The following is a 14,756-nucleotide window of genomic DNA, read 5'->3' as shown; positions in this document are numbered from 1 at the left end:
CGCGCGGTCGGGTGAAACGAAAAGGGCCGCAGCGATCGCTGCGGCCCTTCTTCTTTGTCCTGCGTGCCGGATCAGTTGCCAATCACGCTGCAATCCTGCGAACGGCTTGCCAGGCGACCGCAGGCCAGTTCGGCATCGGCCTTCGACAGGCGGGTGAAGCGCGGCTCCCACCCGCGGGGGGTGTCTGCGACATGGCGGTCGGCGCCGTTGAACAGCTTGCCGTCCTGCAGCGCCAGCTGGACCAGCACGTCGCGCGCCTCGTTGCGGGTGCGGAACAGGCCGAGCGCGATGCCGAAGCTGCGGCCGCTGTCCGGCGGGCGGCTGACGATCTCCAGCGCGGCGGCATCGCTCAGGTCGCCTTCGCCCATCGCGGCCAGAATCACCGTTTCCGAACGGCGGCGCGGTGCTGCCGAACGTTCCAGCGTCAGGTCGCCATTGGTGACGGTGCCTGCGGGGGCGGCGGTCGCCACCTCGGCCTCGCGCTCGGGCGAGGGTTCGGGGCGGGTCGATGCCTCGATCACGGGGCTGGCAAGGCTGGCCGATCCGCCATCCGAGGCGACGGCCTGCGCGATCGCGGTCTCGACCGCATCGCTGCGCCCGCCGGGACGCGAGCGGGGACGCGCACTGGCCGCCAGCGCCAGCGTGCTGGTCGCGGCCTGCGTGGCGCCTGCGGTCGCACGGGCCAGCGCCTCATCAAGGCTGACGGTCGGCTCGGCTGCGGCTGCAACCAGGCTTGCGGCAGCGGCCGGGCGCGCTGCGGGCGCGGGCGAGCTGTCGAGCACGATGCGCTGCGGTTCGGGGCGCGTGGCCTCGGGCTTGGGTTCGACCTGCGCGCGGCGGGTCGTCGCCTGCACCAGCATGCGCGGCTTGGCCGGGCGCGTCTCGCGGACGCGGTCGGGCACGCGACCGAAGCTGTTGTCCAGCAGTTCGGCCATGGTCTGGTTGCGCTGCGCCGTCGAGGTGCCGCCGAAGACGGTCGCGATCAGGCGCTTGTTCCCGCGCTGCGCCGAGGCCGTCAGGTTGAAGCCCGCCGCACGGGTATAGCCCGTCTTGATGCCGTCCGCGCCCGCGTAATCGTCGAGGAAGCGGCGGTTCGTCGACGAGACCTGCGTGACGCCCGCATCGGCCGAGCGGCGCGAGAACAGGTTGTAGTATTGCGGGAAGTCGTAGAACAGGTGACGGCCTAGGATGCTCATGTCGTGGGCGGTCGAGAAGTGCCCCTCGGTCGTCAGGCCGTGGGCGTTGCGGAACTGGGTGTTGTTCATCCCCAGGGCACGCGCCATCTGCGTCATCTGCGCGGCGAATGCCTGTTCCGACCCCGCGATGCCTTCGCCGATGGTCGTGGCGGCGTCGTTGGCCGACTTGATCGCCGCCGCGCGCAGAAGATAGCGCAGCTCGATCTGCTGGCCCGCGCGCAGGCCCAGCTTCGAAGGAGGCTCGGCCGCGGCGTTCGACGACACGGTAAAGCGCGAATCAAGCCGGACCTGTCCGCTTTCGACCGCGCTGAACGCCAGGTACAGGGTCATCATCTTCGTCAACGAGGCCGGATGGAGCCGCGTATCCGAGTTCTGTCGATAGATGGGCTGGCCGGTGCGTGCGTCCATGACATAGGCCGCAAAGGGTGCCGCCTGGACGGGCCGGACCACCGTGCCGATCAGCAGGGCGGTCACCAACGCAAACCAGCAGAGCCGGTGCAAGGATTTGAATCGGGTCACTGTCGCTGTCTTTCTGCCTCGTGCGGGCCTGTCGTTGATCGCATGCCCGTCGTTAATAGAGGGATAATATCACGCATCTTTTCTCCTTGAAACACTGGATTGTTCCAATTTGCGCCAACCCGCCGCAGGGGGCCTGCGGGATGCGTTTCCGGCAGGGGCTTTCATCTGCCGCAAACTTACCTATATTCGGGTGTCTGACGGCATATGCCGCAAACCGGTTCAGCAGCATTTCAGGAACGATCAGGCACCGATGACGCATTGGATGAGCGATCCCGACCAGCCCGATGATCAGTCCGACCTGGCGGTCAAGCCCAAGACGCGACCGCAGCGGCCTCCGATGTACAAGGTGCTGCTTCTGAACGATGATTTCACGCCGATGGAATTCGTGGTCCATGTTCTCGAACGGCTCTTCCACATGAGCCACGCCCAAGCGATCGAGATCATGCTGACCGTCCATCGCAGGGGGGTCGCCGTCGTCGGCGTCTTCTCGCACGAGGTGGCCGAGACGAAGGTCGCCCAGGTGATGGAGCTGGCCCGGCGCCAGCAGCATCCCCTGCAATGCACCATGGAAAAAGAGTAATCACGTGACCCAATCACGACTGGAACTTGCCTTCCCCCAGGGCATGCCCGAGGGGAAGATGTTGTTCGTGGGCGCTAGCGCGGGCGATGATCTGCGCGCCCTCGACACGGACCGCGTGACGGTCCTTCAGCGCCATTTCCCGGATCATGCCGGATTGACGGCACGCGGTATCGCCGCCGTAACGGGGCTTGACGACCAGCGCTTCGACGCCGCCATCGTGCGGCTGGCGCGTGCCAAGGCGGCGGCCCATGCCGACATCGCGCTGGCCGCCAGCCGCCTTGCACCCGGCGCATCGCTGTGGATCGACGGCCAGAAGACGGATGGCGTCGATGCCATCCTCAAGGAAATGCGCAAGCTGGCCCCCGTGGACGAGGTGACGAGCAAGGCGCATGGCAAGATCTTCCGCGTCGAGGTTCAGGCCGGCGACTGGATCCCCGCCGACTGGCATGCCCGCGAAAATCAGGCCGCGCCGGGCTTCATCACGCTGCCGGGGGTCTTCTCGGCCGACGGGATCGATCCGGGCTCGGCCCTGCTGGCGCAGCATCTGCCCGAGAAACTGCCGACCCGCGTCGTCGATCTGGGCGCGGGCTGGGGCTGGCTGTCCGCGCAGGCGCTGGCCCGCAAGGGCGTGACCGAACTGCACCTGGTCGAGGCCGACCACGCCGCCATCGAGAGCGCGCGCCGCAACATCGACGATCCGCGCGCGCATTTCCACTGGGCCGATGCGCGCGATTTCCGGCTCAAGGATCCGGTGAACGGCGTCATCATGAACCCGCCGTTCCACCAGGGGCGTCAGGCCGACCCCAAGCTGGGCGCCTCGTTCATCGCCACCGCTGCGCGCATCCTGACCGGCGCGGGCCGTCTGTGGATGGTCGCGAACCGGCATCTGCCCTACGAGGCCGTGCTGGCCGATCATTTCGGGCAGGTCCACGAGATCGGCGGCGACAACCGCTTCAAGGTGATCGAGGCGACCGCCGCAGGGCGCGGCACCGCCACGCTGACCCGCAAGGGGTCGCGTCGATGACCCTGTCGATCCAGGGCAAGGTCGCCATCGTGACCGGCGCCGCACGCGGCGTCGGCCTGGCCATCGCCCGCCATTTCGTGGAACGCGGCGCGATGGTGATGTTCGCCGATTGCGAGGATGCGGCCCTTGCGGCGGCGGTCTCGGATTACGACGAGGACGGCACGGTCCAGCGTTTCGCGGGCGACATGTCGCAGAAGCTGGTGATGGCGAACCTGCTGTCGGCCACGCTGGACGCCTTCGACCGGGTGGACATCCTGGTCAACGCGCATCGCTTCGTGCGCGACAGCGACCCCCTCGCGACCGACATGGACACGCTCGAGGAGATGCTGCGCCAGAACCTCATGTCGCAGATGCGCCTGTCCCAGCTGGTCGCCAAGCGCATGATCCGCCAGAGCGAGAGCGATAGCGACGGCACCTCGGCGGGGGCCATCGTCAACATCTCGACCCTGGCCGCGCGGCGTCCGATCCCGTCGATGCTTGGGTATTCCATCGCCTGCGCGGCGCAGGAACAGGCGACGCGCGGGCTGGCGCTGGCACTTGCGCCGCACCGCATCCGGGTGAACGGCGTCAGCTTCAGCAGCGTCATGTCGCATGAACTGCAATGCGCGCTGAAGGACGACCCCGAGAAGCGCAGCCAGATCATCGCGGGTACGCCGATGGGCCGCATCGCACCCGCCGACGAGGTTGCCGAGACGGCGCAATACCTTGTCAGCGACGGCGCGCGCTTCGTCACCGGCCAGATCGTGACTGTCGATGGCGGTCGCAGCCTTGCCGATCCGGTGACGGCGCAGATCCTCTAGGTTTCTTCCGGGAAGGCGGCGCGGCAGGCCCTGACGGCGCTTGCCGCACCCTGCGCCAGCGCGGCCTTGCGCGCCGCAAGGTTGTCGCGCTTGCGCGTTTCCACCAGCGGGTCGATGGGCACGCGGTAGCGTTCCTCGTCCACGTAATCGCGCCAGCATCCGCGCGTGACGGTCACGGCCTTGCCGTCCTTGTCGCGCCGGATGTCGCGGCATTGGCCAAAGCGCGTGCGGACGACCTGCCGCTCCTCCCAGGCATAGCCGCGGGCGATGTTGCCCTCGACCTCGGCCAGAAGGGCGCTGACGGTGCGATATTCGTCGGTATTGCGGCTGATGCAGCGTTCCTGCGGGGTTCCGCAGGCGGCGATCAGCAGGGGCAGGGACAGGATCGCCCATGGGGCGGTGTTGCGACGCATGGCGGCTCTCTTTACAGCGGTGATACAGCTTAGCTGCCCGTTCCGGGCCTATGCAAATCACGAATGGGGACAATCCGATGGACGACCAGCGCCAAAGAGCAGCCACCTGGTTCCACGAGCTTCGCGACCGCATCGTCGCGGCCTTCGAGGCGCTGGAGGATCGCGCGCGCGGCGACGCCGCGCCGGGCCGGTTCGAGGTGACGCCGACCACCCGCGCCAACGATGGCGGCGGCGGCATCATGTCGGTCATGCGCGGCGGTCGGGTCTTCGAGAAGGTCGGCGTGAACTGGTCCGAGGTCCACGGAACGCTGCAACCCGCAGCCCAGAAGGCGATGGCCGCCCGCGGCGTGCCGGGCATCGAGGCCGATCCGCGCTTCTGGGCCAGCGGCATCAGCCTGGTCGCCCATATGCAGAACCCACATGCGCCCGCGGTCCACATGAACACGCGCATGTTCTGGACCCCCGGCGCGTGGTGGTTCGGCGGCGGCGCCGATCTGAACCCCTGCATCGAATACCCCGAGGATACCGAGCATTTTCACCGGACCATGCAATCCGCCTGCGACCCGCATGACGAGGGATATTACGACCGCTTCAAGGCCTGGGCGGACGAGTATTTCTTCATCCCGCATCGCGGTCGCGCACGCGGCGTCGGCGGCATCTTCTTCGACGATCTGAACAATGGCGACTGGGAACCCGACTTCGCCTTTACCCGCGATGTCGGCTCGGCCTTCCTGCCGGCCTTCCTGCCCCTGGCCGAGGCCCGCAGCCGGCAGCCCTTCTCCGAGGATGACCGCGACACGCAGTTGATCCATCGCGGGCTCTATGCCGAATACAACCTCGTCTATGACCGCGGCACGAAGTTCGGGCTGGAAACGGGCCACAACCCCGACGCCGTGCTGATGAGCCTGCCGCCGCTGGCGAAGTGGGTCTGACCGGCATGGATCGCCCGTGGGAGCATCTGGACAGGCTGGCCGGTCGCGATGCCGCCTCGGCGGTCGCGGGCTATTGCCATCTGCAGCTGGTCCACCTGAAGCATCAGGAACGGATCTATTCTGGTCTGTTCGGGGATCAGCAGCGGGTCGAGGTGATGAACGCGGCTTCGGGTCCGGTGGCCAAGGTCATGCAGGATGCGCTGTTCGACATGATCGTGCTTGGTATCTGCCGCCTGCTGGATCCGGCGGGGCCTGCGAGAAAGCCGGTCAGAAACCTGACCTTCGCGCTGTTGATAGACCTGCTGCCGATGCCTGATCGGCAGGACGAATATCATGCCGAACTGAAAAAGTTGCGGGCGGATGCGGCTTCGCTTCTTGATCGGCGGAACAAGCATATCGCGCATGCGGACAGCGCAGCAGTCGAGGAAGGTGCAGAGGTCGGGTGGGTCAGCGTCAGGCAGATCAAGACTGCGCTCGACGACATGCACGATCTGCTGCGCAGGATCTGCGTGAATGAACTTGGTGAGCAGCTTTCCGGTTGGGAGCCGAATGACCACCACGAACTGCAGTTTCTGCGCGCCTTGGCGTTCGGAAACGCCGCGCGCGAGCAGAAACTTATCGCGTGGGAAAAAGCAGCCATGGCGGCGCTGCCCGAAGACCTGCCCGATCCCGAAGACATCTATCCCGAGTGGCTTCGCAGCCCTTTGGGTTAGACGTCCAGTTCCTCGACGAAGCGCGCGTTTTCCTGGATGTATTCGAAGCGCAGCTCGGGCTTCTTGCCCATGAGGCGTTCGACCAGGTCGCCGGTCTCGCCGCCCTCGTCGTCGTCGATGCTGACGCGGATCAGCTTGCGCGTCTTGGGATCCATCGTCGTGTCGCGCAGGTCCTTGGCGTCCATCTCGCCCAGACCCTTGAAGCGCTGGACGTCGATCTTGCCGCGACCGCCCAGACCCTTCTGCATCATGCGCTCCTTCTCGGCGTCGTCGGCGACATAGACGCGGTGCGCCCCCTGCGTCAGGCGATAGAGCGGCGGGCAGGCCAGGTACAGGTGCCCGCGATCGATCATCGGGCGCATCTGCGTGAAGAAGAACGTCATCAGCAGCGACGCGATATGCGCGCCGTCCACGTCAGCATCCGTCATGATGATGATCTTGTCATAGCGCAGGTCGTCGATGTTGAACTTGGACCCCAGCCCTACGCCAAGCGCTTGGCACAGGTCGTTGATTTCCTGGTTCGCACCCATCTTGGACGAGGCCGCGCCAAGAACGTTCAGGATCTTGCCGCGCAGGGGCAGCAGGGCCTGTGTCGCGCGCTGGCGTGCCATCTTGGCGCTGCCGCCCGCGCTGTCGCCCTCGACGATGAACAGCTCGGTCCCCTCGCGGTTGGTCGCGCTGCAATCGACCAGCTTGCCCGGAAGGCGCAGCTTCTTGGTCGCGGTCTTGCGGGCGGTTTCCTTTTCCTGCCGGCGGCGCAGGCGTTCCTCGGCCCGCAGGACAAGGAAGTCCAGGATCGCGCCCGCCGATTTCGTGTCCGAGGCCAGCCAGTTGTCGAAATGGTCGCGGACGGCGTTCTCGACCAGGCGCTGCGCCTCGACGGTGGCAAGGCGGTCCTTGGTCTGGCCCACGAATTCGGGTTCGCGGATGAAGCAGCTGACCAGCGCGCATCCGCCGGTGATCAGGTCGTCGCGCGTGATCTGCGCGGCCTTCTTGTTGTTCACCAGCTCGCCATAGGCGCGGATGCCCTTGAGGATCGCGGCCCAGAAACCGGCCTCGTGGGTGCCGCCCTCGGGGGTGGGGACGGTGTTGCAATAGGACTGGATGAACCCGTCGCGCGACGGCGTCCAGTTGATTGCCCAGTCCACCTTGCCGGGCGCGTTGAAGCGCTTGAAATCGACGCTGCCGCTGAAGGGACGCTCGGCATAGGTGCTGGAGCCTGCCAGCGTCTCGTTCAGGTAATCGGCCAGCCCGCCGGGGAAGTGGAAGGTCGCCTCGCGTGGGGTCTCGCCGTCGTCGATCTCGGTCTTCCAGCGGATCTCGACGCCGCTGAACAGGTAGGCCTTGGATTTCACCATCTTCATCAGCCGCGCGGGCTTGAAGCGGTGATGCCCGAAGATCTGCTCGTCGGCGTGGAAGGTGACGGTGGTGCCGCGACGGTTGGGCGCGGCGCCGATCTTCTGGACCGGACCTTCGGGAATACCCCGGCTGAAGCGCTGCTCGAACAGTTCCTTGTTGCGCGCGACCTGCACGACCATCAGGTCCGACAGCGCATTCACGACCGATGCGCCGACCCCGTGCAGACCGCCCGAGGTCTGGTAGGCATCGCCCGAGAACTTGCCGCCCGCGTGCAGCGTGCACAGGATCACCTCGAGCGCGGACTTGCCGGGGAACTTGGGGTGCGGGTCGATCGGGATGCCGCGCCCGTTGTCGCGCACGACGACGCTGAAATCGGCCAGCAACTCGATCTCGATGCGGCTGGCGTGACCGGCGACGGCCTCGTCCATCGAGTTGTCGAGGATTTCCGCGACAAGATGGTGCAGCGCGCGTTCGTCCGTGCCGCCGATATACATGCCGGGGCGCTTGCGAACTGGCTCCAGCCCCTCCAGCACCTCGATCGAGGATGCCGAGTAGCTGTCATTGTTCACGTCGCCCGAAAGAAGGTCGTCGGCCATGTGTCTGTCGTCCTGTCGTCTGGTCTGGCGGCGGTTATCTCATGGCATGGGGCGGGGCGGCAAGGGCTTGTGGTCGCGCCGGTGCCGCGCCGCAAGGGGTGCCACCTAAACGGGCTCAGCCAAGCGGGCCTCCCACATGCGCAGGAAGCCGGGCCGCGCCTGGCAGCCGGCCAGCCATTCGGTGATCGCGGGCCAGGCGTCGCGCAGCCGCGCGTCGTTCCAGCCGTAACGGATCACCTCGGCCATGTTCAGATCGGCCACGGTGAAGCGGCCCCCGACAAGATGGCCGTTCGCGGCCAGATGCGCGTCGAGCACCTTCAGCGGACGTTCCAGCCGCTCGATCGCCTCGTCGATGATCTCGCGATCCTCGTCGGTGGCCTCGGGGCGGGTCAGCATCTGGATGGTCAGGGCGTCGTCCTCGATCGCAGTCGCGGCATAGAAGGACCATTGCAGCATCTGCGCGTCCTCGGCCGGGGTCGCGGGGGCGACGGGGCCGCCATGCTTGCGCGCAAGGTGCAGGGTCGCCGCCATGCTTTCGGACAGGACGAGCCCGTCATCCTCGATCACCGGGATCGCGCCTGCGGGCGAAAGCGCCACAAATTCCGGGCTGCGCGTGCTCAGCGCGTCGGGATCGGCGGTGCGATAGCCCTGGATGACCGGCACCTGCCGGAAGGGCAGGTCCAGTTCGTGGCAGAGCCAGATGATGCGCGAGGCACGCGAGCGCGTGACGCCGTGAATGACCAGCATGGGGGTTCCTCGTCAGTTTCGGGCAGCTTGGGGCGTGTCGGGCAGCGATGCAAGCAATCCGGCGCGCATCGCGGCGCGGTCGATGGCATCCACCACCGATTGCGGATCCGCATGCTGCGGCATGTGGCCGATGCCCGGCAGGATGGTCAGGTTCGCGTTCGGCAGATCGCGCGCAAGGGGCACCGCGTGGACCTGTGCGGGAACGACGTGATCCTCGGCGCCGTGCAGGATCTCGACCGGCAGGTCCAGATCCGCGTATCGCTGCGACATGACGCGCAGGAAGGGGCGCAGCTGGGTGATCTGCCGCGCGTTGTTGCGATAGTTCGCCCGCCGCGCCGCAAGCCCCACGCCGATATGGTCGGCATAGCCCGCGGGCACGGCATCGGGCGCGAAGATCCCGGCCATGATCCGGTCGCCAAGCGACATGGGCGCCAGCGCGGTCATCAGGGGCGGGCCGACCCGGTTGCCGATGGGCGTGCCGACAAAGCGGTACCAGCCCTGCAATTCGCCGGGCCACGGTTCGGTCGCGCCCGACACGACGACCAGCGCCGCCGTGTCGGACGGCGCGCGCATGCCCCAGGCCATCGCCACCGCCCCGCCATAGCTGTGACCCATGACGATGGGGTCGCGCACGTCCAACTGGTCCGCCGCCCTGCGCAGGAACTCGGCCTGCGAGATCGGGCTGTGGTTCTGTGCGCCGATATCGTCGCTGAAGCCCAACCCCGGCCTGTCGAACGCGATCACGCGATAGCGGCCCTTCAGCCGGTCGATCAGGTCGAAGCTGAAATCGCGTAGGTTGCCGCTGGCCCCGTGCAGCAGGATCAGGTCCGGACCCTCTCCCTCGATCATCACATGCACGCGGCGGCCATCCACCTCGATGAACTGCCCCGAGGGCGGGTGCGTCGCCTCGAAGCCGCGTTCGCGTTGCGTGGCGCGCGCATCGACCAGCGCGCATCCGCCCAGGGCCACGAACAGACTTGCGATACCCAGCATCCTTTTCCACCCCCTCATCGGCAATCCTTCACCCGATCGCGCCACCTGTCGGCGCGGTGATTTGCATTGCACCCCGTTTGCGCCTAACTGGACCCGCCATTCAAGACGGAACGACGCGATGACCCTTCGCCACGCAGCCGCAATCGCATCCCTTGCCGCCCTGCCGCAGATCGCCGCCGCGCATCCGCACGTGTTCATCGACGCCTCGCTGGCGCTGGAATACCGCGACGGCAAGCTGGCCCAGATCGCGGTCGAGTGGAGCTATGACGAGCTGTATTCGCTGCTGATCATCGAGGATATGGGCCTCGATCCCGATGGCGACGGCGTCCTGACCGAGGAAGAGAACGGCGCCATCCAGGGCTTCGACGGAGATTGGGAAGAGGGCTTCGACGGGCGGCTGTTCCTGCAGGCGAACGGCGCCCCCGTCGCGCTGGAGGATCCGCGCGATTTCACCGCGACCTATCAGGACGGGCGCCTGGTGTCGCGCCACGTGCGGCCCGTGACGGGCGATGCGGGGGTTTCGGACGACGTGAAGATCGAGGTCTACGACCCTGAATATTATGTGCAATTCTCGATCACCGAGGATGCCGCGGTCACGGGCGCAGATTGCGCGACGCGGCTGCTGCCGGGCGATCCCTATGCCGCGGCGGATGCCTATGCGCGGGCGGTGGCGGATGCGCTGGCCGAGGACGATGCCGCCTCGGCCGAGATGCTGGCCGTCGATATCGGCGCGACCGGCGCGGATGCGCTTCTGGTCGAATGCGAGGCAGGGGCATGACGCGCGCGCTGTCCGCCACGGGTCTGATCGTGGGCGCCGTGGCTCTGGTTCTGTGGCTTGGCGGCGGCCTTGCGGGGATCGAGCATTGGGCCGCCTCCGTCCAGCGCGAAACGCAGACCCTGATGGCAGGTGCCTTGCGCGGCTTGCGTTCGGGTCAGCCCGGCGCCGTCTGGTCGCTGGTCGGACTATGCTTCGCCTATGGCGTCGCACATGCCGTGGGGCCGGGGCATGGCAAGATGGTGATCGGCAGCTATGGCTATGGCGCCGATGTGCCGATGATGCGGCTGGGCGTGCTGTCGGTCGCATCCTCGCTGGCGCAATCGGCCATGGCGGTGATCGTGGTCTGGGCGGGCATCACCCTGCTGGACCTTGGACGAGAGCAGCTGACCGACCTGACCGAGCGCCGGATGGCCGATATCAGCGCGCTGATGGTCACGGGCGTCGGGCTGTGGCTGGCATGGCGCGGCATCCGGCAGCTGCGCGCGGCGGCGCGGGCGCAGGATCACCACCACCACCATCACCACGACGGCTGCGGCTGCGGTCACGCCCATGGGCCAAGCGCGGCGCAGGTCTCGCAGGCGCGGGGGCTGCGCGACGGTCTGCTGGTCGTGGCCAGCATCGCGGCGCGGCCCTGCACGGGGGCGCTGTTCGTGCTGATCCTGACCTGGCGGATGGGCATCTTCGGCATCGGGGTGCTGGGCACCTTTGCCATGGGGCTGGGGACGGCGCTGGTGACGCTGGCGGTCGCGATGCTGTCGGTCTGGGCGCGACGCGGCAGCGCAGCGGCGGTTGCCGACGGTGCCGCCGCGCGCTGGCTGCCCGGGATCGCGCAGCTTGCGGCAGGGCTGCTGGTCGCCGCCCTGTCGCTGGTTCTGCTGGTCTAGGCCGCGCCCAGCTGCGTCAGGAACGCCTGCATCGCCGGACCCATCGCCGCACGGTTGGCAAACAGCGTCGCCTGGGACCGCAGGACCGGTTCCTCGTCCAGGATCCGCAGGTTGTTCGCGCGCAGCGTCGCCCCGGACGAGGTGATGTCCGCGATCGCCTCGGCGGTCTGGTTCGCGACCGTGCCTTCGGTCGCGCCCTGGCTGTCGACCAGCTGGTAATCCGCGACCTCGTGCTCGGCCAGCCATGCGCGGACCAGACGGTGATACTTGGTCGCGATGCGCAGCCGGAAGCCGTGCTGGGCGCGAAAATCGCGGGCAATGGCGGCAAAATCGTCCAGATCGCGGCAATCGCGCCAGCAATCGGGCACGGCGATGATCAGGTCGGCATGGCCGAAGCCCATCGGGGCGACCTCGGACACCAGGTCGCGCCAGCCGGCCAGCTTCTCGCGCACCAGGTCGGTGCCGGTCACGCCCAGCTCGATCCGGCCCGCGGCCAGTTCGCGCGGGATCTCGCCCGCCGACAGCAGGACAAGCGAGACGCCCTCGGCCCCCTCGACCCGTCCCGCATATTCGCGGTCCGAGCCGCTGCGCGACAGGGTGACGCCACGATCCGCGAACCAGTCGAAGGTCTGTTCCATCAGCCGCCCCTTGGACGGCACGCCAAGGCGGATCATGCTGCGCCCTCCAGTTCGGCAACAAGGCCGGGGCGGATGATGCCGCCGACGGCGGGAATTTCGCGGCCCTTGCCCAGCACCCGCGTCAGCGCGTCATAGCGCCCGCCCGACGCCACATCGGGCCAGCCCGCGCGGTCGGCGGCAAAGCTGAAGGTGAAGCCGTCGTAATATTCCAGCGTGGTGCGCCCGTGGCTGGCATCGAAGGTGATGGCCGACAGGTCGATGCCGCGATCCGCGATGGCCTGAAGCCGCGCCGCGATGCGGTCCACGGCAGGGGCGATCGCGGGCATGTCCTGCGCCAGATCGCGCAGCAGCGGCGTGACCTGATCGGCGGGGGCCTGTAGCGCGAACAGGCGGTCCAGGCGTTCCGACCAGATCGGCGCCAGCGGCGCGACGGCGGCATCGGCGTTCAGCCGCGCGATGCGGCGGATCATCTCGTCCTCGGACCGCAGGCCCGCCCAGGGGGCGTCGCTTTCCGGGAAATCGCGCGGGGTCGTCGGCTGACCGAAGCGCGCCAGAAGGCGGCTGAAGCGGCCGGGCCGCCAGATGTGGTGCATCAGCGCATCGCGCCGCGCGTCGGGCAGGGGCAGGGCCGCCACGGCGTCCAGCAGCAGGCCCATATCCCCGATCTCGGCCCGCAGGTTCAGCGGCGCAAGCAGGTCGTGGAACAGCGCGAACAGTTCGGCATCGGCATTGGGATCGCGGCTGAACAGCTCGAACCCGGCCTGAAGATATTCGTTGTCGCGCGGATTTTCGGGATGGGTGTCGCCCATGTCCTGCTTGCGGAAAACCTCGCCCAGGTAACAGTAGCGGGCGGGTTCCGCGCCGTTCTGCATATGCGCCTGCACGACCGGGACGGTGAAGTCCGGGCGCAGCATCATCTCGCCCCTGATCGGGTCGGCGGTGACATAGGCGCGGGCGCGGATATCCTCTCCGTACAGGTCCAGCAGGCTTTCGGCGGGCAGCAGCAGGTCGGGCGCGACCTCGACCCCACCCGCATCGCGGAAGGCGGCCAGAAGGCGCTGGCCGACGCTCTGCTTGTCGCGCTTGGGGATCATGAGAGGATCCGCCGCACTTCAGCCACCAGATCGGCGCGGGCGACCTCGGTCTGGGCGGGCTGGGATTTCCATTCGTCCAAGGAGGCCTCGGCCGCGATCTTCGCACCCAGGATCAGGTCCTTGACCTGCACGACGCCGCGCTCGGCCTCGTTGCCGCCCTGGATGATGGCGACGGGTGCGCCGCGCTTGTCCGCGTATTTCAGCTGGTTACCGAAATTCTTCGGATTGCCCAGATAGACCTCGGCCCGGATGCCCGCTGCGCGCAGTTCCGCGGCCATGGCCTGGTAATCGGCCATGCGGTCGCGATCCATCACGGTCACGACGACCGGACCCTGGCTGTCGGCACCCGCCAGCCCCTTGGCGCGCAGCGCGGCCAGCAGGCGGTCCACGCCGATGCTGACGCCGGTTGCGGGGACCTTCTGGCCGGTGAAACGCTCGACCAGGCCGTCATAGCGACCGCCACCCGCGACGCTGCCGAACTGCCGCTTGCGGCCCTTCTCGTCCAGGATCTCGAAGGTCAGTTCGGCCTCGAAGACGGGGCCGGTGTAATAGCCAAGGCCCCGCACGATCGAGGGGTCGATCACGGCCCGATCCTCGGCTACGCCCATCGCGGCCAGCATGTCGGCGATCTGCGACAGCTCGTCCACGCCCTCGGCGCCGATGGCCGATGCGCCGACGGCGGCGCGCAGGTTCGCCAGCGTGGCCGCGTTGTCGTCGCCCTTGGACGTCAGGAAGGCCAGCACGGGCTGGGCCTGGTCCACCGACAGGCCGACGCCGTCGATGAAGGCGCCGCTGTCATCCTTGCGGCCTTCGGTCAGCAGGGCCAGCACGCCGTCGCGGCCCACCTTGTCGAACTTGTCGATCTGGCGCAGCACGTCCTCGGCCTGGTCGGCGCGGACCTCTGCGGCCTCGAGCACACCGTTCAGGACCTTGCGGTTGTTGATCCGCACGATGTAGTCGCCGCGCGCGATCCCCACGCCTTCCAGCGCATCGGCCAGCATGGCGCAGATCTCGGCATCCGCCGCGACGGACGCGCTGCCCACCGTGTCGGCATCGCATTGATAGAACTGGCGGAAACGGCCCGGGCCGGGTTTCTCGTTGCGCCAGACGGGGCCCATCGCGAAGCGGCGATAGGGGCTGGGCAGATCGTTGCGATACTGCGCCGCCACGCGCGCCAGGGGCGCCGTCAGGTCATAGCGCAGCGCCAGCCAGTCGCCCGCGGTGCCGCCACCGGGGACGGCCTCCTCCTGCCAGGCAAAGACGCCTGCGTTGGGGCGGTCCACGTCGGGCAGGAACTTGCCCAGGGCCTCGACCGTCTCGACGGCGCTGGTCTCCAGCGGCTCGAACCCATGGCGATGATAGATCTCGGCGATGCGGTCCAGCATCGCCTTGCGTTCCGTCACCTCCGCACCGAAATAGTCGCGAAAGCCCTTCGGCGTCTCTGCCTTGGGGCGGGGCTGTTTCTTCTGGTCTTTTGCCATGGTCTTGCT

At 67.7% G+C, this 14,756-nt stretch carries 15 protein-coding genes; 7 read left to right on the top strand and 8 right to left on the bottom strand.

The genetic code is table 11. From position 1 onward, the window contains the following. Nucleotides 1-71: 71 nt before the first annotated feature. The gene (locus tag QMZ16_RS14445) at nucleotides 72-1,715 is read right to left on the bottom strand and encodes a D-alanyl-D-alanine carboxypeptidase family protein (RefSeq protein WP_282603746.1); all 1,644 of its coding nucleotides are present in this window, start codon (nucleotides 1,713-1,715) and stop codon (nucleotides 72-74) included. A 262-nt stretch (nucleotides 1,716-1,977) separates the two neighbouring features. Here QMZ16_RS14445 and clpS point away from each other — a divergent pair, with 262 nt between their 5' ends. Genes clpS through QMZ16_RS14430 form a run of 3 tightly spaced genes read left to right on the top strand, consistent with a single transcriptional unit; the run spans nucleotide 1,978 to nucleotide 4,119 of the window. After that, entirely contained in the window at nucleotides 1,978-2,295 is a 318-nt protein-coding gene (gene clpS, locus QMZ16_RS14440; RefSeq protein WP_028725793.1) for an ATP-dependent Clp protease adapter ClpS, read from the top strand. A gap of 4 nt (nucleotides 2,296-2,299) precedes the next feature. After that, entirely contained in the window at nucleotides 2,300-3,319 is a 1,020-nt protein-coding gene (locus QMZ16_RS14435; protein WP_282603745.1) for a class I SAM-dependent methyltransferase, read from the top strand. Further along, on the top strand, nucleotides 3,316-4,119 hold the full coding sequence (locus QMZ16_RS14430; RefSeq protein ID WP_022707324.1) for an SDR family oxidoreductase: 804 nt from the start codon (nucleotides 3,316-3,318) through the stop codon (nucleotides 4,117-4,119). Before QMZ16_RS14435 ends, QMZ16_RS14430 begins: the two co-directional genes overlap by 4 nt. On the opposite strand, the gene QMZ16_RS14425 is transcribed toward QMZ16_RS14430, so the two are convergent. Further along, on the bottom strand, nucleotides 4,116-4,532 hold the full coding sequence (locus QMZ16_RS14425; RefSeq protein WP_022707323.1) for a hypothetical protein: 417 nt from the start codon (nucleotides 4,530-4,532) through the stop codon (nucleotides 4,116-4,118). The two genes, QMZ16_RS14430 and QMZ16_RS14425, sit on opposite strands and share 4 nt — an antisense overlap. 77 nt (nucleotides 4,533-4,609) lie before the next feature. Here QMZ16_RS14425 and hemF point away from each other — a divergent pair, with 77 nt between their 5' ends. Then, nucleotides 4,610-5,464 carry an oxygen-dependent coproporphyrinogen oxidase gene (gene hemF, locus QMZ16_RS14420; RefSeq protein WP_282603744.1) on the top strand — a complete coding sequence of 285 codons (855 nt, stop codon included), beginning with the start codon at nucleotides 4,610-4,612 and terminating at the stop codon, nucleotides 5,462-5,464. 5 nt (nucleotides 5,465-5,469) lie between these two features. Beyond that, on the top strand, nucleotides 5,470-6,177 hold the full coding sequence (locus QMZ16_RS14415; protein WP_282603743.1) for a hypothetical protein: 708 nt from the start codon (nucleotides 5,470-5,472) through the stop codon (nucleotides 6,175-6,177). Here QMZ16_RS14415 and parE read toward each other — a convergent pair. The 3 genes from parE to QMZ16_RS14400 all read right to left on the bottom strand — a co-directional run bounded on the left by parE (nucleotide 6,174) and on the right by QMZ16_RS14400 (nucleotide 9,872). Further along, nucleotides 6,174-8,132, bottom strand: coding sequence for a DNA topoisomerase IV subunit B (gene parE, locus QMZ16_RS14410; RefSeq protein ID WP_282603742.1), 1,959 nt, complete (start codon nucleotides 8,130-8,132; stop codon nucleotides 6,174-6,176). The genes QMZ16_RS14415 and parE overlap by 4 nt on opposite strands. A 105-nt stretch (nucleotides 8,133-8,237) precedes the next feature. Continuing rightward, the gene (locus tag QMZ16_RS14405) at nucleotides 8,238-8,879 is read right to left on the bottom strand and encodes a glutathione S-transferase family protein (RefSeq protein ID WP_282603741.1); all 642 of its coding nucleotides are present in this window, start codon (nucleotides 8,877-8,879) and stop codon (nucleotides 8,238-8,240) included. A gap of 12 nt (nucleotides 8,880-8,891) precedes the next feature. Then, complete coding sequence (locus tag QMZ16_RS14400; RefSeq protein ID WP_282603740.1) at nucleotides 8,892-9,872, bottom strand: alpha/beta hydrolase; 981 nt, start codon at nucleotides 9,870-9,872, stop codon at nucleotides 8,892-8,894. A 118-nt stretch (nucleotides 9,873-9,990) separates the two neighbouring features. Here QMZ16_RS14400 and QMZ16_RS14395 point away from each other — a divergent pair, with 118 nt between their 5' ends. After that, nucleotides 9,991-10,650: a DUF1007 family protein gene (locus tag QMZ16_RS14395; RefSeq protein WP_282603739.1), complete on the top strand. Its 660-nt coding sequence runs from the start codon at nucleotides 9,991-9,993 to the stop codon at nucleotides 10,648-10,650. Then, a complete protein-coding gene (locus tag QMZ16_RS14390; protein ID WP_282603738.1) occupies nucleotides 10,647-11,534 on the top strand; it encodes a hypothetical protein in 888 nt (295 codons plus the stop codon). The genes QMZ16_RS14395 and QMZ16_RS14390 overlap by 4 nt, the downstream gene beginning before the upstream one ends. On the opposite strand, the gene hisG is transcribed toward QMZ16_RS14390, so the two are convergent. The 3 genes from hisG to hisS are packed head-to-tail and all read right to left on the bottom strand — an operon-like array spanning nucleotide 11,531 to nucleotide 14,747. Beyond that, nucleotides 11,531-12,208, bottom strand: a complete 678-nt coding sequence (gene hisG, locus QMZ16_RS14385; protein WP_282603737.1) for an ATP phosphoribosyltransferase — start codon at nucleotides 12,206-12,208, stop codon at nucleotides 11,531-11,533. The two genes, QMZ16_RS14390 and hisG, sit on opposite strands and share 4 nt — an antisense overlap. Then, complete coding sequence (locus tag QMZ16_RS14380) at nucleotides 12,205-13,266, bottom strand: ATP phosphoribosyltransferase regulatory subunit (RefSeq protein WP_282603736.1); 1,062 nt, start codon at nucleotides 13,264-13,266, stop codon at nucleotides 12,205-12,207. Before QMZ16_RS14380 ends, hisG begins: the two co-directional genes overlap by 4 nt. Continuing rightward, the gene (hisS, locus tag QMZ16_RS14375; protein ID WP_282603735.1) at nucleotides 13,263-14,747 is read right to left on the bottom strand and encodes a histidine--tRNA ligase; all 1,485 of its coding nucleotides are present in this window, start codon (nucleotides 14,745-14,747) and stop codon (nucleotides 13,263-13,265) included. The genes QMZ16_RS14380 and hisS overlap by 4 nt, the downstream gene beginning before the upstream one ends. Nucleotides 14,748-14,756: the final 9 nt, after the last annotated feature.

Source organism: Paracoccus sp. PARArs4, assembly GCF_947311865.1.
Taxonomy (GTDB): Bacteria; Pseudomonadota; Alphaproteobacteria; order Rhodobacterales; family Rhodobacteraceae; genus Paracoccus; species Paracoccus zeaxanthinifaciens.
This window is presented reverse-complemented; position numbering and strand designations above follow the sequence as displayed.

Coding starts and splice junctions, on each gene's coding strand:
- clpS (WP_028725793.1), top strand. CDS start 1,978: ATGAGCGATCCCGACCAGCCCGATGATCAGTCCGACCTGGCGGTCAAG.
- QMZ16_RS14430 (WP_022707324.1), top strand. CDS start 3,316: ATGACCCTGTCGATCCAGGGCAAGGTCGCCATCGTGACCGGCGCCGCA.
- QMZ16_RS14425 (WP_022707323.1), bottom strand. CDS start 4,532: ATGCGTCGCAACACCGCCCCATGGGCGATCCTGTCCCTGCCCCTGCTG.
- hemF (WP_282603744.1), top strand. CDS start 4,610: ATGGACGACCAGCGCCAAAGAGCAGCCACCTGGTTCCACGAGCTTCGC.
- QMZ16_RS14415 (WP_282603743.1), top strand. CDS start 5,470: ATGGATCGCCCGTGGGAGCATCTGGACAGGCTGGCCGGTCGCGATGCC.
- parE (WP_282603742.1), bottom strand. CDS start 8,132: ATGGCCGACGACCTTCTTTCGGGCGACGTGAACAATGACAGCTACTCG.
- QMZ16_RS14405 (WP_282603741.1), bottom strand. CDS start 8,879: ATGCTGGTCATTCACGGCGTCACGCGCTCGCGTGCCTCGCGCATCATC.
- QMZ16_RS14400 (WP_282603740.1), bottom strand. CDS start 9,872: ATGCTGGGTATCGCAAGTCTGTTCGTGGCCCTGGGCGGATGCGCGCTG.
- QMZ16_RS14395 (WP_282603739.1), top strand. CDS start 9,991: ATGACCCTTCGCCACGCAGCCGCAATCGCATCCCTTGCCGCCCTGCCG.
- QMZ16_RS14390 (WP_282603738.1), top strand. CDS start 10,647: ATGACGCGCGCGCTGTCCGCCACGGGTCTGATCGTGGGCGCCGTGGCT.
- hisG (WP_282603737.1), bottom strand. CDS start 12,208: ATGATCCGCCTTGGCGTGCCGTCCAAGGGGCGGCTGATGGAACAGACC.
- QMZ16_RS14380 (WP_282603736.1), bottom strand. CDS start 13,266: ATGATCCCCAAGCGCGACAAGCAGAGCGTCGGCCAGCGCCTTCTGGCC.
- hisS (WP_282603735.1), bottom strand. CDS start 14,747: ATGGCAAAAGACCAGAAGAAACAGCCCCGCCCCAAGGCAGAGACGCCG.